The 18607-nt window shown below is 73.0% G+C and carries 15 protein-coding genes; 13 read left to right on the top strand and 2 right to left on the bottom strand.

Annotated elements, in window-relative coordinates; genetic code table 11:
• Positions 1–219: 219 nt before the first annotated feature.
• The 9 genes from ileS (at position 220) to EV378_RS04020 (ending at position 10297) form a co-directional block, all read left to right on the top strand.
• Positions 220–3477 (top strand): isoleucine--tRNA ligase, encoded by a 3258-nt coding sequence (ileS, locus tag EV378_RS04055; RefSeq protein WP_132421384.1) that lies wholly within the window; start codon positions 220–222, stop codon positions 3475–3477.
• Positions 3478–3584: 107 nt separating this feature from the next.
• The gene (locus tag EV378_RS04050) at positions 3585–4433 is read left to right on the top strand and encodes an MBL fold metallo-hydrolase (RefSeq protein WP_132421383.1); all 849 of its coding nucleotides are present in this window, start codon (positions 3585–3587) and stop codon (positions 4431–4433) included.
• A gap of 9 nt (positions 4434–4442) precedes the next feature.
• Positions 4443–5204 (top strand): class I SAM-dependent methyltransferase, encoded by a 762-nt coding sequence (locus tag EV378_RS04045; RefSeq protein ID WP_132421382.1) that lies wholly within the window; start codon positions 4443–4445, stop codon positions 5202–5204.
• Positions 5205–5415: 211 nt separating this feature from the next.
• A complete protein-coding gene (locus tag EV378_RS04040; protein ID WP_132427376.1) occupies positions 5416–6273 on the top strand; it encodes an acyl-CoA desaturase in 858 nt (285 codons plus the stop codon).
• 62 nt (positions 6274–6335) lie between these two features.
• On the top strand, positions 6336–7817 hold the full coding sequence (locus EV378_RS04035; protein WP_132421381.1) for a potassium/proton antiporter: 1482 nt from the start codon (positions 6336–6338) through the stop codon (positions 7815–7817).
• A gap of 127 nt (positions 7818–7944) precedes the next feature.
• A complete protein-coding gene (lspA, locus tag EV378_RS04030; RefSeq protein WP_132421380.1) occupies positions 7945–8517 on the top strand; it encodes a signal peptidase II in 573 nt (190 codons plus the stop codon).
• A gap of 10 nt (positions 8518–8527) precedes the next feature.
• Positions 8528–9451, top strand: coding sequence for an RluA family pseudouridine synthase (locus EV378_RS04025; protein ID WP_132427374.1), 924 nt, complete (start codon positions 8528–8530; stop codon positions 9449–9451).
• Entirely contained in the window at positions 9444–9620 is a 177-nt protein-coding gene (locus EV378_RS35200) for a hypothetical protein (RefSeq protein ID WP_165922133.1), read from the top strand. Before EV378_RS04025 ends, EV378_RS35200 begins: the two co-directional genes overlap by 8 nt.
• Entirely contained in the window at positions 9617–10297 is a 681-nt protein-coding gene (locus tag EV378_RS04020) for a hypothetical protein (RefSeq protein WP_132421379.1), read from the top strand. The genes EV378_RS35200 and EV378_RS04020 overlap by 4 nt, the downstream gene beginning before the upstream one ends.
• 84 nt (positions 10298–10381) lie before the next feature.
• Here the strand turns inward: EV378_RS04020 and EV378_RS04015 are convergent, their stop codons facing one another.
• The gene (locus EV378_RS04015; RefSeq protein WP_132421378.1) at positions 10382–11029 is read right to left on the bottom strand and encodes an HAD family hydrolase; all 648 of its coding nucleotides are present in this window, start codon (positions 11027–11029) and stop codon (positions 10382–10384) included.
• 116 nt (positions 11030–11145) lie between these two features.
• Here EV378_RS04015 and EV378_RS04010 point away from each other — a divergent pair, with 116 nt between their 5' ends.
• From EV378_RS04010 to EV378_RS36155, 3 genes are read left to right on the top strand one after another with little or no spacing between them, the layout of a single operon-like run.
• Positions 11146–11778 (top strand): DUF998 domain-containing protein, encoded by a 633-nt coding sequence (locus tag EV378_RS04010; RefSeq protein WP_132421377.1) that lies wholly within the window; start codon positions 11146–11148, stop codon positions 11776–11778.
• Positions 11775–12764: a hypothetical protein gene (locus tag EV378_RS36160; protein ID WP_243653261.1), complete on the top strand. Its 990-nt coding sequence runs from the start codon at positions 11775–11777 to the stop codon at positions 12762–12764. The genes EV378_RS04010 and EV378_RS36160 overlap by 4 nt, the downstream gene beginning before the upstream one ends.
• The gene (locus EV378_RS36155) at positions 12761–13960 is read left to right on the top strand and encodes a glycosyltransferase (protein WP_243653260.1); all 1200 of its coding nucleotides are present in this window, start codon (positions 12761–12763) and stop codon (positions 13958–13960) included. Before EV378_RS36160 ends, EV378_RS36155 begins: the two co-directional genes overlap by 4 nt.
• Before the next feature lies 1 nt (position 13961).
• On the opposite strand, the gene EV378_RS04000 is transcribed toward EV378_RS36155, so the two are convergent.
• On the bottom strand, positions 13962–14702 hold the full coding sequence (locus tag EV378_RS04000; protein WP_132421376.1) for a hypothetical protein: 741 nt from the start codon (positions 14700–14702) through the stop codon (positions 13962–13964).
• A gap of 331 nt (positions 14703–15033) precedes the next feature.
• On the opposite strand from EV378_RS04000, the gene dnaE reads away from it, so the two are divergent.
• A complete protein-coding gene (gene dnaE / locus EV378_RS03995; RefSeq protein ID WP_132421375.1) occupies positions 15034–18591 on the top strand; it encodes a DNA polymerase III subunit alpha in 3558 nt (1185 codons plus the stop codon).
• The last annotated feature ends 16 nt before the right edge of the window (positions 18592–18607 follow it).

Genomic DNA, 18607 nt, shown 5'->3' with positions numbered 1-18607 from the left:
GGTGTGACACGGCGTCGATCCGGCCATCACCGGGGAGCCTCCGGAAGAAACCGGAACCACCGGGAGTAGAACCGGACGGGTGCGGCCCGTCATCGCCGTCGAACGAGAGGCAGGCCGTCCGCGGACGGGTTGCAAGCGGGGTGGTACCGCGGCGTCGCCGGAGCGGCAGCGTCGTCCCCGTGCCGGAGCGCGAGCACCAGCACGAGGAGCACCACCGCCGTGACCGAGAACCCCGGTTACCCCGCCGTCGACGCGCACCCGTCCTTCCCCGTCGCCGAGAAGCGGATCCTGGACTTCTGGGCGGCCGACGACACGTTCCGTACGTCCGTCGAGCAGCGCCCGGCCGGGGAGAACGGCGCGAACGAGTACGTCTTTTACGACGGCCCGCCGTTCGCCAACGGCCTCCCGCACTACGGCCACCTGCTCACCGGCTACGTCAAGGACGTCGTCCCGCGCTACCGCACGATGCGCGGGCACCGGGTCGAGCGCCGGTTCGGCTGGGACACCCACGGCCTGCCCGCCGAGGTGGAGACCGAGACGCAGCTCGGCATCAAGCACAAGTCCGAGATCGACGAGATGGGCGTGGCCGCGTTCAACGAGGCCTGCCGCACGTCGGTGCTGCGCTACACCGGCGAGTGGCGCGACTACGTCACCCGCCAGGCCCGCTGGGTCGACTTCGACAACGACTACAAGACGCTCGATCTGGACTACATGGAGTCCGTGATGTGGGCGTTCAAGACGTTGTGGGACAAGGGCTGGGTCTACTCCGGCTTCCGTGTCCTCTGGTACTGCTGGCGCTGCGAGACGCCGCTGAGCGCCACCGAGACCAAGATGGACGACGTCTACCTGGACCGCCAGGACCCGGCCGTCACGGTCGGTCTGCGGCTCGCCGCCCCGGACGACCCCGTGCTGGACGGCGCGCTCGCGTGCGTGTGGACGACGACGCCGTGGACGCTGCCGTCGAACCTCGCGGTGGCCGTGCACCCGGACGTCGACTACGTCGTGGTCGCCCCGTCCACCCCGAACGAAGGGGCCCTTGGGGCAACCACACTGCCCGAAGGTGCCGTTCGTTCGGAGACGGGGGAGCGGTACCTGCTGGCGGCGGCCCGGGTGGGGGCGTACGCCCGCGAGCTCGGCGAGGACCCGGAGGTGCTCGGTCGCTACACCGGTCGCGACCTGCTGGGCCTGTCCTACACCCCGCCGTTCGACTTCTTCCTCGGCCGGGAGAACGCGCACCGCGTGCTCTCCGCGGACTACGTCACCACCGAGGACGGCACCGGCCTGGTGCACATCGCGCCGGCGTTCGGTGAGGAGGACAAGGAGGTCACCGACGCGGCCGGGATCGAGGCCGTCGTACCGGTCGACACGCGCGGCGAGTTCACCGTCGAGGTGCCGCCCTACACCGGGATGCTGGTGTTCGACGCGAACCCGCAGATCATCCGGGATCTGAAGGAACGGACGAACTCCCACGTGCTCGGGACGCTGCTGCGCCACGAGACGTACGACCACCCGTACCCGCACTGCTGGCGCTGCGGGAACCCGCTGATCCAGCGCGCCGTCGACTCCTGGTTCGTGCAGGTCACGGCGTTCCGGGACCGGATGGTCGAGCTCAACCGGCAGATCAGCTGGACGCCCGCCCACGTACGCGACGGGCAGTTCGGCAAGTGGCTGGAGGGAGCCAGGGACTGGGCGATCTCCCGCAACCGTTACTGGGGCAGCCCGATCCCGGTGTGGGTCTCCGACGACCCCCGCTACCCGCGCACCGACGTGTACGGGTCGCTGGACGAGCTCGAGCGCGACTTCGGCGTGCGCCCGACCGACCTGCACCGCCCGTACGTCGACGAGCTCACCCGGCCGAACCCGGACGACCCGACCGGGCGGTCGACCATGCGCCGGGTGCCGGAGGTGCTGGACTGCTGGTTCGAGTCCGGCTCGATGCCGTTCGCCCAGGTCCACTACCCGTTCGAGAACGCGGACTGGTTCGAGTGGCACTACCCGGGCGACTTCATCGTCGAGTACAACGGGCAGACCCGCGGCTGGTTCTACACGCTGCACGTGCTGGCGACGGCGCTGTTCGACCGGCCGTCGTTCCGCAACTGCGTCGCGCACGGCATCGTGCTCGGCGACGACGGCGCGAAGATGTCCAAGTCCCGCAAGAACTACCCGGACGTCAACGAGGTGTTCGACCGGGACGGCTCCGACGCCATGCGCTGGTTCCTGATGGCCAGCCCGATCCTGCGCGGCGGGAACCTGGTCGTCACCGAGCAGGGCATCCGGGAAGGCGTGCGCCAGGCGATCCTGCCGCTGTGGAACACCTGGTACTTCCTGTCGCTGTACGCGAACGCGGCCGGTGCGGCGGGGACCTACCGCACCGACTCGTCCCATGTCCTGGACCGCTACGTGCTGGCCAAGACGGCGGATCTCGTCGACGGCGTCACGGCCGCCATGGACGTCTACGACATCGCCGGGGCCTGCGAGCGGGTCCGTGACCACGCCGAGGTGCTGACGAACTGGTACGTGCGCCGGAGCCGGGACCGGTTCTGGGCGGGCGACCGGGACGCCATCGACACGCTGCACACCGTGCTGGAGGTGACCTGCCGGGTCGCCGCGCCGCTGCTGCCGATGACGGCGGAGGCGATCTGGCAGGGGCTGACCGGCGGGCGTTCGGTGCACCTGGCGGACTGGCCGGGCGGGGCCGACCCGGCGTCGGTCGGGGTCGACGTGGCCGCGGCCGGGCTGCCGCACGACGCGGACCTGGTGACCGCCATGGACCGCGTCCGCCAGGTCGCCTCGGCGGCGCTGTCGCTGCGCAAGTCGGCGAAGGTGCGTGTGCGCCAGCCGCTGCCGTCGCTGACCGTCGCGTCGGCGGACGCGTCGACGCTGGAGGGCTTCACGGACCTGCTGCGCGACGAGGTGAACGTCCGCGACGTCGTGCTCACCGCCGACGTCGCCACGCACGGGCGGTTCGAGCTGGCCGTGAACGCCCGTGCGGCCGGGCCCCGGCTGGGCGGCGACGTGCAGAAGGTGATCAAGGCGGTGAAGGCGGGGGAGTGGAGCCAGAACCCGGACGGCACCGTCACGGCGGGCGGCATCGACCTCGTCGACGGCGAGTTCACCGAGAAGCTCGTCGCGGCCGACCCGGAGCACACGGCGGCGCTGCCCGAGGGCGCCGGGCTCGTCGTGCTGGACACGGCCGTCACACCGGAGCTGGCCGCCGAGGGCACGGCGCGCGACGTCGTGCGTGTCGTGCAGCAGGCCCGTCGCGAGGCCGGGCTCGAGGTGTCCGACCGGGTCGCGCTCGGGCTGACCGGCCCGGACGGCGTGCTGGACGCCGTGCGTGCGCACGAGTCGTTCGTGGCCGGCGAGGTGCTGGCCTCGTCGGTGTCCTACGCGAACGGCGACGGTGCGCGCGGCGGCCAGGTCGTCGCACCGGACGGCGCGACCGTGACGGTGTCCGCCACGGTCACCCGCGCGTAGCAGCGGGCTGCGGCGTCCGGGTGATCCGGACGCCGCGGTCACCCCTATGCTCGCGTCGCCATGAGCGCGCCGTCGTCGGCGCGCGCACCCGACCGCGAGGAGGCTCCGTGGCCGCCGGACCCGCCCCGTCCGAGTCGATCACCGTCGGCGACATCAGGATCACCTACCTGCCGGACGGCGAGGCACGCTTCGTCCCGAACCAGATGTTCCCCGCGTCCGGGTCGCTCCGGGCGTGGGAGGACCACGCCCGCTGGCTCGACGAGGACGGCCGCGTCGTCGCCACGATCGGCGGGTTCCTGATCCGCACGGGCAACCGGAACGTGCTCGTCGACCTCGGCTTCGGCGTCGCCGACGTGGACGTCCCGGACTTCGTCCGCGCGAGGTCCGGGCTGCTGCTGTCCAGCCTGGCCGGTGCCGGGTTGAAGCCGGAGGACATCGACACCGTGGTGTTCACCCACCTCCACCACGACCACAGCGGGTGGACGGCCGGCGAGGCCGGGCTGACGTTCGAGAACGCCGAGCACCTGGTCGGCGACCAGACCGAGATCGAGCACTGGCGGGCGAACCCGGACGCGCCGTTCGCGCCGCCCGCCGACACCGTGCTCGACCCGCTGTCCGACCGGGTCACGTTCTGCTCGGACGGCCAGACCGTCGCGCCCGGCGTCACCGTGCGGGCGACGCCCGGCCACACACCGGGGCACCAGAGCGTCGTCGTGTCCTCCGGCTCGGAGCGGGCCGTGCTGCTCGGCGACGTCGCGCACTGCCCGGCGCAGCTCGAGGAGCAGGAGTGGAGCGTCCTGTTCGACGTGGACGCCGACACCGCCCGCGCCACCCGCGAGCGGCTGTTCGACGAGCTGGAGGGCGCCGACACCCCGGTCGGCGCCTGCCACTTCGCGGAGGCGGCGTTCGGCCGGATCGTCCGCGGCGAGGGCAAGCGCTACTGGCAGCGGCACTAGGCTGGCCGCATGGGCGACGCGGCGCGGCGGTGGGCGGAACTGCAGTCCGGCCGAGGCATCCCGCCGGAGATCCTGGCCGCCGCCCCGGCGAGCCCGTGGACGCACAACCCGGTCGACTTCACGGCGCCGGAGACGCCCGCGGACACGCCGTCGCGGGACGCCGCGCTGGCGCTGCTCGGCGACGGCGGCACCGTGCTCGACGTCGGGTGCGGGGGCGGCGACGCGACGTTCGCGCTGGTCGGACCGCTGCGGGCGGCGACCGGTGTGGACCAGCAGCAGGACATGCTGGACCTGTTCACGACCGGTGCCGCGGCACGCGGGATCGCGGCCGGGACGGTGCAGGGGAAGTGGCCGGACGTGGCGTCCGGTGTGGACGGACTCCATGACGTCGTGGTCAGCCACCACGTGCTGCACAACGTCGTCGACCTGCCGCCGTTCCTGGACGCGCTCACCGCCGGGGCGGCCCGCGGCGTCGTCGTCGAGATGCTGCCGCAGCACCCGATGGCCTGGCTGGACCCGCTGTGGGAGCGCTTCCACGACCTGCACCGGCCGCCGTCGGCGACCGACGCCGACGCCGTCGCCGTGCTGGCCGAGCTGGGGATCACGCCGGAGGTTCGGCGCTTCGTCCGCGAGCGGCGCCACCCGCACGACCCGGCGTGGGTGACCCGGCGGCTGTGCCTGCCGGACGAGCGGACCCCCGAGGTCGAGGCGGCGATGGCCGGAGTCCCCTTGCGCGACCCGGACGCCGTCACGTTGACCTGGACCGTGTAGGCACCGGACCGGCCGCCGTCGACGCCCGGTAACGGGGCCGCCATCTCGGGTCGCGATACTGAACGGGATGATTCGGGCTCCGACGGGGCCTGGACGACGGCCCCACCATCACCCACGAGGGGGATCCCCGCCCGTGTCCACCGGCCACCCGGACGGCGCCGTCGCGGCGCGCAGTCTGTCCGACCACCAGCGACACATCGTCCCGCACGTCATGGTCTACGTGTTCGCGACGGTGCCCGCGCTGGCACTCGTCGCGGCCGTCCCGCTCGCCTGGGGCTGGGGCCTGAGCTGGCTCGACGTCGGTCTCGCCGTCGTGATGTACGTCATCTCGATGCTCGGCGTCACGGTCGGGTTCCACCGGTACTTCACGCACGGCGCGTTCCGTGCCCGTCGCGGTCTGCGGATCGCGCTCGCGATCGCGGGCAGCCTCGCCGTCCAGGGCCCGATCCGGCACTGGGTGGCCGACCACCGCCGCCACCACGCGCACGCCGACGCCGAGGGCGACCCGCACTCGCCGTGGCTGTTCGGTACGACGCCGGCGGCGCTGGTGCGCGGGTTCTGGCACGCGCACATGGGCTGGATCTTCGAGCGCGAGATGACCAACCAGCGCCGCTTCGTCCCCGACCTGCTGGCCGACCCGGATGTCGGCCGGGTGCACCGCGCGTTCACCGTGCTCACGATCGCGAGCCTGTTCGGTCCCGCCGTGATCGGCGGGCTGGTCACCATGAGCTGGTGGGGCGCGTGCACGGCGTTCTTCTGGGCGGGCCTGGTGCGGGTCGCGGTGACCCACCACGTCGCCTGGTCCACGAACTCGATCTGCCACATGGTCGGCGAGCGGCCGTGGCGGGCGCGGGACCGATCGACGAACGTGTGGCTGCTCGCGATCCCGAGCATGGGCGAGTCCTGGCACAACCTGCACCACGCCGACCCGACGTCCGCGCGCCACGGCATCGGCCGCGGGCAGATCGACATCTCGGCCTGGGTGATCGCTGCGTTCGAGCGGCTCGGCTGGGCCACCGACGTGCGCCGGCCGACGCCCGAGCGGCTCGCGAAGCTCGCCAGGACGTAGGGCCGCAGGCCGGCCCGTGGCCCGCCGATAGGCTCACCCCCTGCGTGGGGGTGGTGAGAGCGATGAGCCTGGAGTTGATCCTCGGCATCGTCGCCGCCGTCGTACTGCTGGGTGTGCTGGCGGTCCGGGTGTCGGTCCGCGTCGGGCTGCCCTCGCTCGTGCTGTACCTCGGCATCGGCGTGCTGCTCGGCGAGTCCGTTGCCGGCGTGCACTTCTCCGACGCGCGGCTCACCGAGACGCTCGGGCTCGCCGCGCTCGTCCTGATCCTGATCGAGGGCGGTCTGACCACCCGGTGGTCGGCGGTGCGCCCGGCGCTCGGCGTCGGCGTCCTGTTGTCGACGGTCTCGGTGCTGGTCAGCATCGGGGTCGCCGGCTCGGCGCTGCACTTCCTGCTGGATCTCCAGTGGCGGGAGGCGTTCCTGTGGGGCGCCGTGCTGTCGTCGACGGACGCGGCCGCGGTGTTCAGCGTGCTGCGCGGCGTCGCGGTGCCGAAACGGCTGGCCGGGACGCTGGAGCTGGAGTCCGGGATGAACGACGCCCCGGTCGTGCTCGCCGTCGTCGTCCTCGCGTCACCGGACCCCCTGACCTGGACCACCCCCGCGCTCGTCGGGTACGAGCTCGTCGCGGGCGCGGTGATCGGTGCCGCGCTCGGGTTCGGCGGCGCATGGGCGTTGCGACGGTCGGCGCTGCCGTCCACCGGCCTGTACCCGTTGGCGACGATCGCGGTCTGCGTGCTCGCCTACGCCGGCGGGCAGCTCGCGCACGCGTCCGGGCTGCTCGCGACGTACGTGTGCGCGCTCATGCTGGGCAACTCCGACCTGCCGCACCGCGGCGGTGTGCTGTCGTTCGCCGAGGGCACCGGGTGGCTCGCCCAGATCGGGTTGTTCGTGCTGCTCGGGCTGTACGTGAGCCCGCCACGGCTGCTCGACGCCGTCGTGCCCGCCCTGGTGTCGGCGGCCGTGCTGCTGCTGGCCGCGCGCCCGCTGTCGGTGATCGCGGCCGCGACCCCGTTCCGATGGCCGTGGCGGGAACAGGCGTTCCTGTCCTGGGCGGGGCTGCGCGGAGCCGTGCCCATCGTGCTGGCGCTGATCGCGCTCGTGGAGGGCGGCCCGGAGTACCAGCCGCTCGTCGACGTCGTGTTCGTGCTGGTCGTCGTGCTGACGTTGCTGCAGGGCACGACGTTGCCGTGGGTCGCGAAGGTGCTGAAGGTCGCGTCGCCCACGGAGACCCGCGAGGTCGAGGTGGACGCCGCCCCGCTCGAGGAGGTGCACGCCGAGCTGCTGCAGATCAAGGTGCCGGACGGCTCCAAGCTGCACGGCATCTACCTGCGCCAGCTCCGGCTGCCGACCGGCGCGACGGTCAGCCTCGTCGTGCGCGAGGAGCGGGCGTTCACCCCCGACGGCGAGACCCGGCTGCGCCACGGCGACCAGTTCCTCGTCGTCACCACGCGGGGTGTGCGCGAACAGGCCGAACGGCGGATCCGGGCCGTCGACCGCGGCGGTGCGCTCGTGCGCTGGCGCGAGGGCGGCGACAAGGAGGACTGAGGCCGGGCGGCCGACGGCCGAAGCAACGGCACTGAGGCCGGGCGGCCGACGGCCGAAGCAACGGCACTGAGGCCGGGCGGCCGACGGCCGAAGCAACGGCACTGTCGTCACCGCGCATAATCGGGGGGTGAGCGACGCACCCGACCCGCCCGCGCGGCGACGCATCGTCCTGCTCGCCGGGATCGCGGCCGGGGTGTACCTCCTGGACGTGCTGACCAAGACGCTGGCCGTGGCGACGCTGGAGGACCGCCCGCCGGTCGCGCTGCTCGGCGGCGCGGTCAACCTCGTCCTGCTGCGCAACCCGGGTGCCGCGTTCTCCATGGCCACCGGCTACACGTGGGTGCTGACGCTCGTCGCACTCGTCGTCGTCGGGGTGATCGTGCGGATCGCGCGACGGCTCGCCTCGCCGGGATGGGCGATCGGGCTCGGGCTGGTGCTCGGCGGCGCGCTGGGCAACCTCACCGACCGGGTGTTCCGCGCTCCAGGGCCGCTACAGGGGCACGTGGTGGACATGGTGTCGCTGTTCGCGACGGACGGGAGCGTCTGGCCGGTCTTCAACGCGGCCGACTCCGGGATCGTCTGCGGCGGGATCCTGCTCGTGGTGATGACGCTGCGCGGCGTGGAGATCGACGGCACCCGGACGCGCTCGTCCCGCTCGGCGAAGTCGTCGGGGTCGTCGGAGGAGCCGGCCGGTGGGTGAGGTACGGCAGATGCCGGTCCCGGACGGGCTGGACGGGATGCGCATCGACGCCGGTCTGTCCCGTCTGCTCGGGCTGTCCCGCACGGTCGTCGCGGGCCTGGCGGAGGACGGCCGGGTCGCGCTCGACGGGCGCCCGGCCGGGAAGTCCGACCGGCTCCCCGGCGGCGCGTGGCTGGAGATCGAGCTGCCGGACGCGGCCGGGGCGGGTGCAAAGGGCACCGGGATCGACGGGCCGGTCGAGGTCGTGGCCGGGCTCGGGATCCTGCACTCCGACGAGGACATCGTCGTCGTGGACAAGCCGGTCGGCGTGGCCGCGCACCCGAGCCCCGGCTGGGAGGGGCCGACCGTCACCGGCGGTCTGGCCGCGCTCGGGGAGCGGCTGTCGACGTCCGGTGCGGCCGAGCGACAGGGGATCGTGCACCGCCTCGACGCCGGGACGACCGGCGTGATGGTCGTGGCCAAGTCCGAGCGCGCCTACACCGTGCTCAAGCAGGCGTTCCGGGACCGGACCGTGGACAAGCGCTACCACGCCGTCGTGCAGGGGCATCCGGACCCGTCGTCCGGGACGATCGACGCCCCGATCGACCGGCACCCGCGCCACGACTACCGCTTCGCCGTCGTCCAGGGCGGGCGCCCGAGCGTCACGCACTACGACACGATGGAGGCGTTCCGCGCGGCCAGCCTCCTCGACGTGCACCTGGAGACCGGCCGTACGCACCAGATCCGCGTGCACTTCTCGGCGATGCGCCACCCGTGCGTCGGGGACCTGACGTACGGAGCGGACCCGACGCTCGCCGCGCGCGTCGGACTGAGCAGGCAGTGGCTGCACGCACACCGTCTCGGTTTCGAGCACCCGGCGGACGGCCGGTACGTGGAGTTCGTCAGCCCGCACCCGGACGACCTCGCCGCGGCGCTGGACATCCTGCGTGACTGACGGGGTCGTGCCAGCGGCAGGCGGGATCGCGCTGGCGGAGCGGCCCGGCGGCGCGCCGCCGTCCGGACGGGACGCCGTCGTCGGGACGGGTCGGCGCCCGCGGCAGCGCAGCGGCGCCGGAGCGGGCGGCTCCGCGCGGATGTCCGGCCCGGAGGGAGCGCCACGGTGACGAGCCGGGCCCGGTGGCTGGTGCTGGCCGGGATCGCCGTCGTCGTGGTGGTGGTCGCGTGGGTGGCGGGCCGCGAGGGCGGAGACCCGTCGGCGCAGGACGCGGGCGGCTCGGTCCGGCTCGGACCCGACCCCGGCCAGTCCGTCCGGGAGTACCGCGCCGATCTGGCGCGGCAGCTCCCGCCGCCCGGTCAGACCGTCCTCGCGCTCGTGCAGCCCACCGCGCAGCTCGACCTCGACGCCGCCACGGCACTGGCCGGTCCGACGCCCGTGGAGACGGCGGTCTTCCGCATCCCGATCCCGCGGGTGCAGACGGCCCTGCGCTTCGAGCCGGTCACCGGCCCCCTGCCCGGCGCGCTCCGGGTGGCCCGCGACCGGGCCGCGTTCGCCGCGTCCGCGGACGCGACCCGCCTCACCGGACGCCGGCATGACGTCGCCGCCGCCGAGCGCCGTGCCTACGACGACCCGTCCTGCCGCTACGTGCTCGCCCTCGTCGTCCGCGCCGACCGCGCCCGCCTGGACGCCCTGTCCGCCGACCCGTCGGTCCGCGCCGTCCAGGCCGCGCCCGCCGGCACGCGCACCCGGGACCTGGCCCTGGCGCCCCTCCTGCCCGAGCAGCGCACCGCCGCCGACCCGCTCCCCGACGACGGCCCCGTCCCACCGGCTCCGGGCCCCTGACCCTCACGGCCGCCCGCCCCGGCCGCCGACCCTGCGGACGCCACGGGACCGGCCGCCCGGCGGGCCGACGCCCCGGAGCGGAACTCAGCCCGGCTCGGTGGCGGGCGGGATACCGCGGGCGGCGAGGGACAGGCCGCGGGCGCGCAGCGTCTCCATCGCCGACGGGATGCCGCGCCAGATGTGGGCGTCCCACCCGTGGGCGCGGGCGGCACGGACGTTGTCCGCCCGGTCGTCGAAGAACACGACGTCCTCGGGCCGGGTCCGGAACTCCAGGTCGGCGCGGCGGTAGATGTCCGGCGACGGCTTGGACACCCCGACGTCGGCGGAGAACAGCAGACGGTCGAACGGGCTGCTCCACGCCGACGCGCGCACGGCCGCGGCGAGCCCTCGCGGTGCGTTGGACAGCAGCGCCATCCGCACCTTCGCCCGCGCCAGCTCCGCGATCAGCATCGTGGACGCGCTCGGCAGCGTCGCCCACCGCGCCGAGTCGAGCGCCTCGACCCGCTCCATCAGTCCGGGGTCCGCCGGCAGCCCGAGGTCGCCGAACACGGCCGTCCAGTACCTCATCGGTGGTTCCCCGCGGTCGTGCGGGACGCGGTGCGCCCAGTAGGCGCGCCCGGCGTCCGCCTCGGACACCCCGAGCTCGGTGGCCAACATCCGGGTCAGGCCCTCGGACGGGACGAGCACCTCGCCGAGATCGAACACGACGGTCGTTGCGGTGGGGGAGGACATCGATCACCACCGTAGCCGCGCGCAGGGGCACCCCGAGATCACCGGGGGACGATCCCGGGGTCGGTAGGGGGTTGCTCCCGGACGAACCGGACAGCCTCCGCCGCGAGGCTCTGACCATGGTCGGACGGGGAGTCGCCTGGGTGGGGGTCGCGGTCGTGGCCGTGGCGGTCGTGGTGCTGCACGTCGTGGGCACCGGGACGGTGGACCCGGTCACGCAGACGATCAGCGACTACGTCGTCCTGCAGGACGGCGCCGCGCTGCTCGGTCTGGCCGCGGCCGGACTGATCGCGGCCGGGCTCGCGGGCGCGGTGTCCCTGAGCGCGACGGCCCGTCGGCTGCTGCTCCTGTGGGCCGCCGCCGTGCTGCTGGTCGCCGTGTTCCCGACGAACCTGCCCGGCCAGCCCGCGGACGTGTCCGCTCTCGTGCACCGCTGGGCCGGGGCACTGGTGTTCGCGCTGCCGCCGCTCGCCGGCGTGGTCGGCGCGCGGTCCGCGGGTTCCCGCAGAGTTCCGCTGCTGGCCGCCTCGGTCGCCGCCGCGGTCGCCGCGGGGGCGTTCCTGCTGGCGCACGCCCCGCACGTGCTCGCGGGAGCCGACGTCTTCCCGTGGCTCGGGCTCGTCGAGCGCGTCGCGTACGTCGCGCTGCTCGCCCTGCTGATCGTGTTCGCAGCTCCGGCACCCGCCGCCCCGCCGCCTCTCCTGGCCACCCCGGCATCGCCGGTCGGTCCAGCTACCGGGCGCACGGCGTGAACGGCCTCGTGGCGGTCGCCGTCGTCCTCGCGGTCACGGCGTCCGGATGCTTCGCGGCGGCCGCGGTCCTGCAGCACGACGCGGTCCGGCGCCACGGCACGGCCCGTGCGTTCCGGACCAGGCGGTGGTGGACCGGCGGGATCGCCGCGGGAGCCGGTGCCACCGGGCACGCGACGGCACTCGCCCTCGCGCCGTTGGCCGTCGTCCAGCCGCTCGGAGTGCTGGCCGTCCCGCTCGGTGTCCTGTTCGAGCGACGGGTCGGTGGCCGATCCGGGAACGTCACCGCGATCGCGTGCGCCGTGGCGGGGGTGGTCGGCGGCGTCGGGCTGTTCACGCTCGCGACGACGGCCGCCGCCGGCCTGCCGCGGCCGCCCGCCGATCCGTCCCGGGTGCTGACGGTGGTCCTGCTCGTCGCGCTGCCCGCCCTCGCGCTCGCCGCCCTGTCCGTGCTGCCCGACCACGTCGTGCCCGCCCGGCTGCGCACGTCCGGGACCGCCCGCTGTCTGGCCAGAGCGGTCCCGGCCGCCATCGCGTTCGGGCTGGTCTCGGCCGTCCTGCGGGCCGGCGTCGAGATCGTCGCCCGGGGTGCGGACGCGTCGCTGGTCTGGCTCGTGCTGGTCGGTCTGCTCGCGCTGGCCGCGGGCGGCGTCGGAGTCCAGGCCGCGTTCCGCAGCGGCCCGCCGTCACTGGTCGTGGCGTGCCTGACGGTCGTGGACCCGATCGCCGCCGTGGGCGTCGGCGCGCTGGCCCTCGACGAGCGGATCGCGACCGGACCGGCCGACGTGGTCGTCGCCGTCGCCGGAGGTCTGCTCGCCGTGGCCGGTGTGCTGCTGCTCGCCCGCCACCACCCGGACGTCGTCGCCAGGGACACGGCGGGCCGTCCGCTCCCGCACACCGCCGCACCGACCGACCCGATCCCGCCCCACACGACCCCGCACACCGATCCGCGCCGACCCCGGCGCCCGTTCCCTTGGAGACGACCGTGAGCCGTCCGCTGCGCATCCTGATCGCCGCCGACACCTATCCGCCGGACGTGAACGGCGCCGCCCGCTTCACCGAACGGTTCGCGTCCGGGCTCGCCGGGCGGGGGCACGACGTGCACGTGGTCGCGCCGTCGTCCACCGGCCCGGCATCGGCGCCGGTCCCCGTCGACGGGCGTCCGTCGGTGCACCGGCTGCCGTCGTACCGGGTGCCGGGCCAGGACCGGTTCCGGTTCACCATGCCGGGCATCGCCGCCGCCGGGACCGAGCGCGTGCTGCGCGACGTGCGCCCGGACGTCGTGCACGTGCAGTCGCACTTCCCGGTCGGTCGCGGCCTGCTCGCAGCCGCGTCCGGCGCCGGGTACCCGACGGTCGCGACGAACCACTTCATGCCGGAGAACCTGCTCGAGCACGCCCGAGTGCCGGACGCGCTCGCCGAACGGGTGACCGGGTGGGCGTGGCGGGACCTGGGTCGTGTCTACCGCGCCGCGGACGCCGTCACGGCGCCGACGCCGCGGGCCGTCGACCTGCTGGTCTCCCGCACCGGCCTGTCCGCGAGCGCGGTGTCCTGCGGCATCGATCTCGGGCGGTTCGGGGGAGCGGGCGAGCCCGACCCGGAGCCGACCGTGCTGTTCGTCGGCCGTCTCGAGCGGGAGAAGCGCGTCGACGAGCTGATCCGCGCGTTCGCCCTGGTGCCCGGCCGGGCCCGGCTGGAGATCGTCGGGGACGGCACGCGCCGTCAGGGCTGGACCGACCTGGCCCGCGACCTCGGGCAGGCCTCCCGGGTCCGGTTCCGCGGCACGGTGGACGACGACGAGCTCGTCGAGGCCTATCGCCGGTCGTCCGTGTTCTGCATGCCGGGCGTCGCGGAGCTGCAGAGCCTGGTCACGCTCGAGGCGATGGCGGCGGGACGGCCGGTGGTGGCGGCGGACGCCGTCGCGCTGCCGCATCTCGTCCGCCCCTGGCACAACGGCCTGCTGTACCGGCCCGGTGACGTCTCCGGGCTCGCCGGGGCGCTCAACCGGCTGCTCGACGACCCCTCGGCCCGTGCGCGGATGGGTGCGGCCAGCCGGGAGATGGTCGCGCGGCACGCCCTGGACGGGACGCTGGACGCGTTCGAGGACGTGTACGCGGGCGTGCGACGCGCCGGTACCCGGGTCACCTGGACCCCGGCGGAGCGCACCGAGCCGATCGCGGCCTGAGTCAGTTCGTGGGGTCCTTCTCCCAGGTGGTGATCTGCAGGGTGGCCTGCTCGTTGCCGTTCGCCAGGATCGTCACGCCCGCGTAGCGGTCCTCGCCGGTCCTCAGGCAGAACGACGCGCCGGGCAGCGCGAGCCCACGGTCGATGTCCTTCGAGCGGTACGTCGTGTTCTGGCTGCACGTCGCGTAGTCGGGACGTTGCTGGGCCAGGTAGACCGACTCGGAGCCGGAGCTGACGTCGATCGACCCGCTCGAGCTCAGGAACAGGTCGGCCCCCGAGCCGCCGCTGTCGATGCCCCACTTCGGGTCGGACGCCGGCGCGTCGGCGTCGATGCCCGGCCCGAGGACGAACGTGACCTGCCCGGTGTGCCGTTCGGTCCCGGCGACGGCCGCGCCACCGCTCGTGGCCGAGGTCGGCGGCATGCCCAGCTGCGAGCGCAGGCCGTCGTTCTCCTGCTTCAACGCCGTGATCTGCTGCTGGAGGCTCCCGACCTGCCCGCTGCTCTGGGCGGCCGCGGCCTCCTTGTCCCGGGTGATCGTCGCGGTCTGGTAGCCGAGGTAGCCGGTCGCGAGCGTGAGCAAGGCCGTGAGCAGCGACAACACGGCGATCACTGCGGCGCTGCGGGACTTCTTCGGCTTCTCCGGCCGCGCCCCGCCGCCCGGGCGCTGCACCGGGATCGGGCTGGTGAACTCCACCGCGTTCCCGCTGCTGTCGATCGTGCTGGTGCCGCGGCGTCTGCCCACTGTCCGTCCCCGGGTCGAGGCCCGCAGTGACGGGCCGAGAATGTGATCAGCTCTCGCGGTCCGGGGCCGCCGCGTTACCCGACACACCGTTCTCGTGGCTGAGCTGCGGGTTCGCCGATCGGCCCGCCGCCTCGTCGGAACTGTCGGTGCCCGCGACTAGTCTGGGCCCACGCCGACATCGCCCGACCCTTCCGGAGGGAACCCCACCGTGGCGGCCGGTCCGTGAGGGCCGCGCACGCGACACGCCACGACCGTCCGCAGGGCCGGGCACGTCCTCGGCGTACCGCATGACGCGCCGTCCCAGGGCGCGGGGAAGGAGGCCTGCGCACACATGGCCGCTGGCAGCAACGGAGCAGGCGTCGGTACCGACTCGTTCGTCCACCTGCACACGCACACCGAGTTCTCCATGCTCGACGGCGCGGCGCGTCTGGACGACCTGTTCTCCGAGGCGCAGAAGAACGGCCAGAGCGCGATCGCGATGACCGACCACGGGAACGTCTACGGGGCCTACGAGTTCCACCGGAAGGCGACCGCGGCCGGGATCAAGCCGATCATCGGCATGGAGGGTTACCTCGCGCCGGGGTCGCGCCACGAGCGCAAGCGCGCCTCCGTCGGCGCCGGGTCGGACAACCCGGACCTCATGTACACCCACATGACGCTGCTCGCGGAGAACACGGCGGGGATGCACAACCTCTTCCGGCTCTCCTCGCTGGCCAGCCTCGAGGGGTACTACTACAAGCCGCGTATGGACCGTGAGCTGCTCGAGCAGTACGGCAAGGGGATCATCGCGACCACCGGCTGCCCGTCCGGTGAGGTCGCCCGCCTGCTCCAACAGAACGACTTCGACGGCGCCTGCCAGGCCGCGTCGGACTACCGGGACATCTTCGGGCGCGACAACTTCTTCTGCGAGCTGATGGACCACGGGATCGACATCGAGAAGCGGGTCCAGGAGGACCTGTTCGCGCTGAAGAAGAAGCTCGATCTCCCCGGCCTGGCCACGAACGACCTGCACTACACCTACCCGGACGACACGAAGGCGCACGAGGTGCTCCTGTGCGTGCAGACCGGGAAGACCATGTCGGACCCGAACCGCTTCAAGTTCGACGCGCAGGACTTCTACCTCAAGTCCGCCAAGGAGATGCGCGAGCTCTGGGACCCGCTGCACCCGGAGGCGTGTGACAACACGCTGGCCATCGCCGAGCGCGTGAACATCGACTTCAAGACCGGCCAGGACCTCCAGCCGAAGGCCCCGGTGCCCGAGGGCGAGACCGAGGAGTCCTGGCTGATCAAGGAGGTCGAGCGGGGGATGCACATGCGTTTCCCGAACGGCATCACCGAGCAGTACCGGCGCCAGGCCGACTACGAGGTCGGCGTCATCATCAAGATGGGATACCCGGGGTACTTCCTGGTCACCGCGGACCTCATCCAGCACGCGAAGTCCGTGGGCATCCGGTGCGGGCCCGGCCGCGGATCGGCCGCAGGCTCGCTCGTCGCGTACGTCCTGGGCATCACGGACCTGGACCCGATCCGGCACAAGCTGATCTTCGAGCGGTTCCTCAACCCGGACCGCATCTCCATGCCCGACATCGACATGGACTTCGACGAGCGTCGTCGCGGCGAGATGATCCGGTACACCACGGAGAAGTACGGCGAGGACCGGATCGCCCAGATCATCACCTACTCCACGATCAAGGCGAAGGCCGCGATCAAGGACTCGGCGCGGGTGCTCTACGGCCAGCCCGGCTACTCGGTGGCCGACCGGATCACCAAGGCGATGCCGCCCGCCGTGATGGGCAAGGACATCCCGCTGTCCGGGGTGTTCGACCCGTCGCACAAGCGGCACTCCGAGGCGACCGAGGTCCGCTCGCTCTACGAGACCGACCCGCAGGTCAAGGAGATCATGGACACGGCGCTGGGCCTGGAGGGCCTGAAGCGCCAGTGGGGCGTGCACGCCGCCGGCGTGATCATGTCGAGCACGCCGCTGCTCGACGTCATCCCGATCCAGCGCCGCGAGGCCGACGGCGCGATCATCACGCAGTTCGACATGGGCGCCTGCGAGACCATCGGGCTGCTCAAGATGGACTTCCTGGGGCTGCGCAACCTCACGATCCTCGACGACGCGCTGGAGAACATCGAGCTCAACGGCAAGCCCGCCGTCGACCTCGACCACCTCGAGCTGGACGACAAGCCGACCTACGAGCTGCTGTCCCGCGGCGACACGCTCGGCGTGTTCCAGCTGGACGGCGGCCCGATGCGGGACCTGCTGCGGCGCATGGCGCCCAGCGAGTTCGAGCACATCTCCGCGGTCGGCGCGCTGTACCGCCCCGGCCCGATGGGCGCCAACGCGCACAACGACTACGCGGACCGCAAGAACGCCCGCCAGGAGGTCACGCCGATCCACCCGGAGCTCGCGGAGCCGCTCAAGGAGGTGCTCGGCGAGACGTTCGGCCTGATCGTCTACCAGGAACAGGTCATGTCGATCGCGCAGGTGCTGGCGGGCTACACGCTCGGCCAGGCGGACCTGCTCCGCCGCGCGATGGGCAAGAAGAAGAAGGAGATCCTGGACAAGGAGTACGTCACCTTCGCCCAGGGGATGAAGGACAACGGCTACTCCGCGGACGCGGTCAAGACGCTGTGGGACATCCTGCTGCCGTTCTCCGACTACGCGTTCAACCGCGCGCACTCCGCGGCCTACGGCGTCGTCTCGTACTGGACGGCCTACCTCAAGGCGAACTACCCGGCCGAGTACATGGCCGCCGTGCTCACGTCCGTCCGGGACGACAAGGACAAGGCCGCCGTCTACCTCGCCGAGTGCCGCCGGATGGGCATCACCGTGCTGCCGCCGGACGTCAACGACTCGGTCCGCAACTTCGCGCCGGTCGGCGACGACATCCGGTTCGGCATGGGCGGCATCCGCAACGTCGGCAACAACGTCGTCGACGCGATCGTCGAGGCCCGGCGGGAGAAGGGCAACTTCGTCGACTTCTCGGACTTCCTGCGCAAGGTCGACGCGGTGGTCTGCAACAAGAAGGTCATCGAATCGCTGATCAAGTCGGGGGCGTTCGACTCGCTCGGCCACTCCCGCAAGGGCCTGCTGCTCGTGCACGACGCGGCGATCGACGCCGTGATGAGCACGAAGAAGGCCGCGTCGATGGGCCAGTTCGACCTGTTCGGCTCGATGGACGGGTCGGCGGACTCCGGGGGCGACGACGCGCTGGGCGGCATCTTCGACGTGAAGGTCCCGACCGAGGAGTGGGACTCCAAGCACCAGCTCGCCGTGGAGCGGGAGATGCTCGGGCTCTACGTGTCCGGGCACCCGCTGCGCGGCGTCGAGCAGGCGCTCGCGGCCAAGGCCGACACCTCGATCGCGGACATCGTCGAGGGCAGCATCGCCGAGGGTGCCCAGGTCACGGTCGGCGGAATCCTCGCCAACGTGAACCGCCGGGTGAACAAGAACGGCGAGCCGTGGGCGTCGGCGCAGATCGAGGACCTCGCCGGTGGCATCGAGGTGCTGTTCTTCCCGCGCGCCTACCAGGTCGTCGGCGTGGACGTGGCCGAGGACGCGATCGTGCTGGTCAAGGCGCGGGTGAACAAGCGAGACGACCGGGTGTCCCTGATCGCGAACGACCTCGCGGTGCCGGAGCTCGCGGCGGGGGAGGCGGGCGTCCCGTTCCGGGTCAGCCTGCGGACCGACCAGTGCACGCCGGAGCGGGTCGCGAAGCTCAAGGAGGTCCTGACCCACCACCCCGGCACGTCCGAGGTGCACCTGTCGCTCGTCTACGGCACGAAGACGACGGCGCTGAAGCTGGCCGACAACCTGAAGGTCACCAGCACGTCGGCGCTGATGGGCGACCTGAAGGCACTCCTCGGACCGGGCTGCCTGGGCTGACCGGGACCGCGTGGCC

Source organism: Pseudonocardia endophytica (assembly GCF_004339565.1).
Taxonomy (GTDB): Bacteria; Actinomycetota; Actinomycetes; order Mycobacteriales; family Pseudonocardiaceae; genus Pseudonocardia; species Pseudonocardia endophytica.
This window is presented reverse-complemented; position numbering and strand designations above follow the sequence as displayed.

Excerpts from the sequence above, each read along its gene's own strand:
- EV378_RS04025 (WP_132427374.1), top strand. The coding sequence starts at position 8,528 with ATGCCGGTCCCGGACGGGCTGGACGGGATGCGCATCGACGCCGGTCTG.
- EV378_RS04045 (WP_132421382.1), top strand. The coding sequence starts at position 4,443 with ATGGGCGACGCGGCGCGGCGGTGGGCGGAACTGCAGTCCGGCCGAGGC.
- EV378_RS04015 (WP_132421378.1), bottom strand. The coding sequence starts at position 11,029 with ATGTCCTCCCCCACCGCAACGACCGTCGTGTTCGATCTCGGCGAGGTG.
- EV378_RS04035 (WP_132421381.1), top strand. The coding sequence starts at position 6,336 with ATGAGCCTGGAGTTGATCCTCGGCATCGTCGCCGCCGTCGTACTGCTG.
- EV378_RS04040 (WP_132427376.1), top strand. The coding sequence starts at position 5,416 with ATGGTCTACGTGTTCGCGACGGTGCCCGCGCTGGCACTCGTCGCGGCC.
- EV378_RS04010 (WP_132421377.1), top strand. The coding sequence starts at position 11,146 with ATGGTCGGACGGGGAGTCGCCTGGGTGGGGGTCGCGGTCGTGGCCGTG.
- dnaE (WP_132421375.1), top strand. The coding sequence starts at position 15,034 with ATGGCCGCTGGCAGCAACGGAGCAGGCGTCGGTACCGACTCGTTCGTC.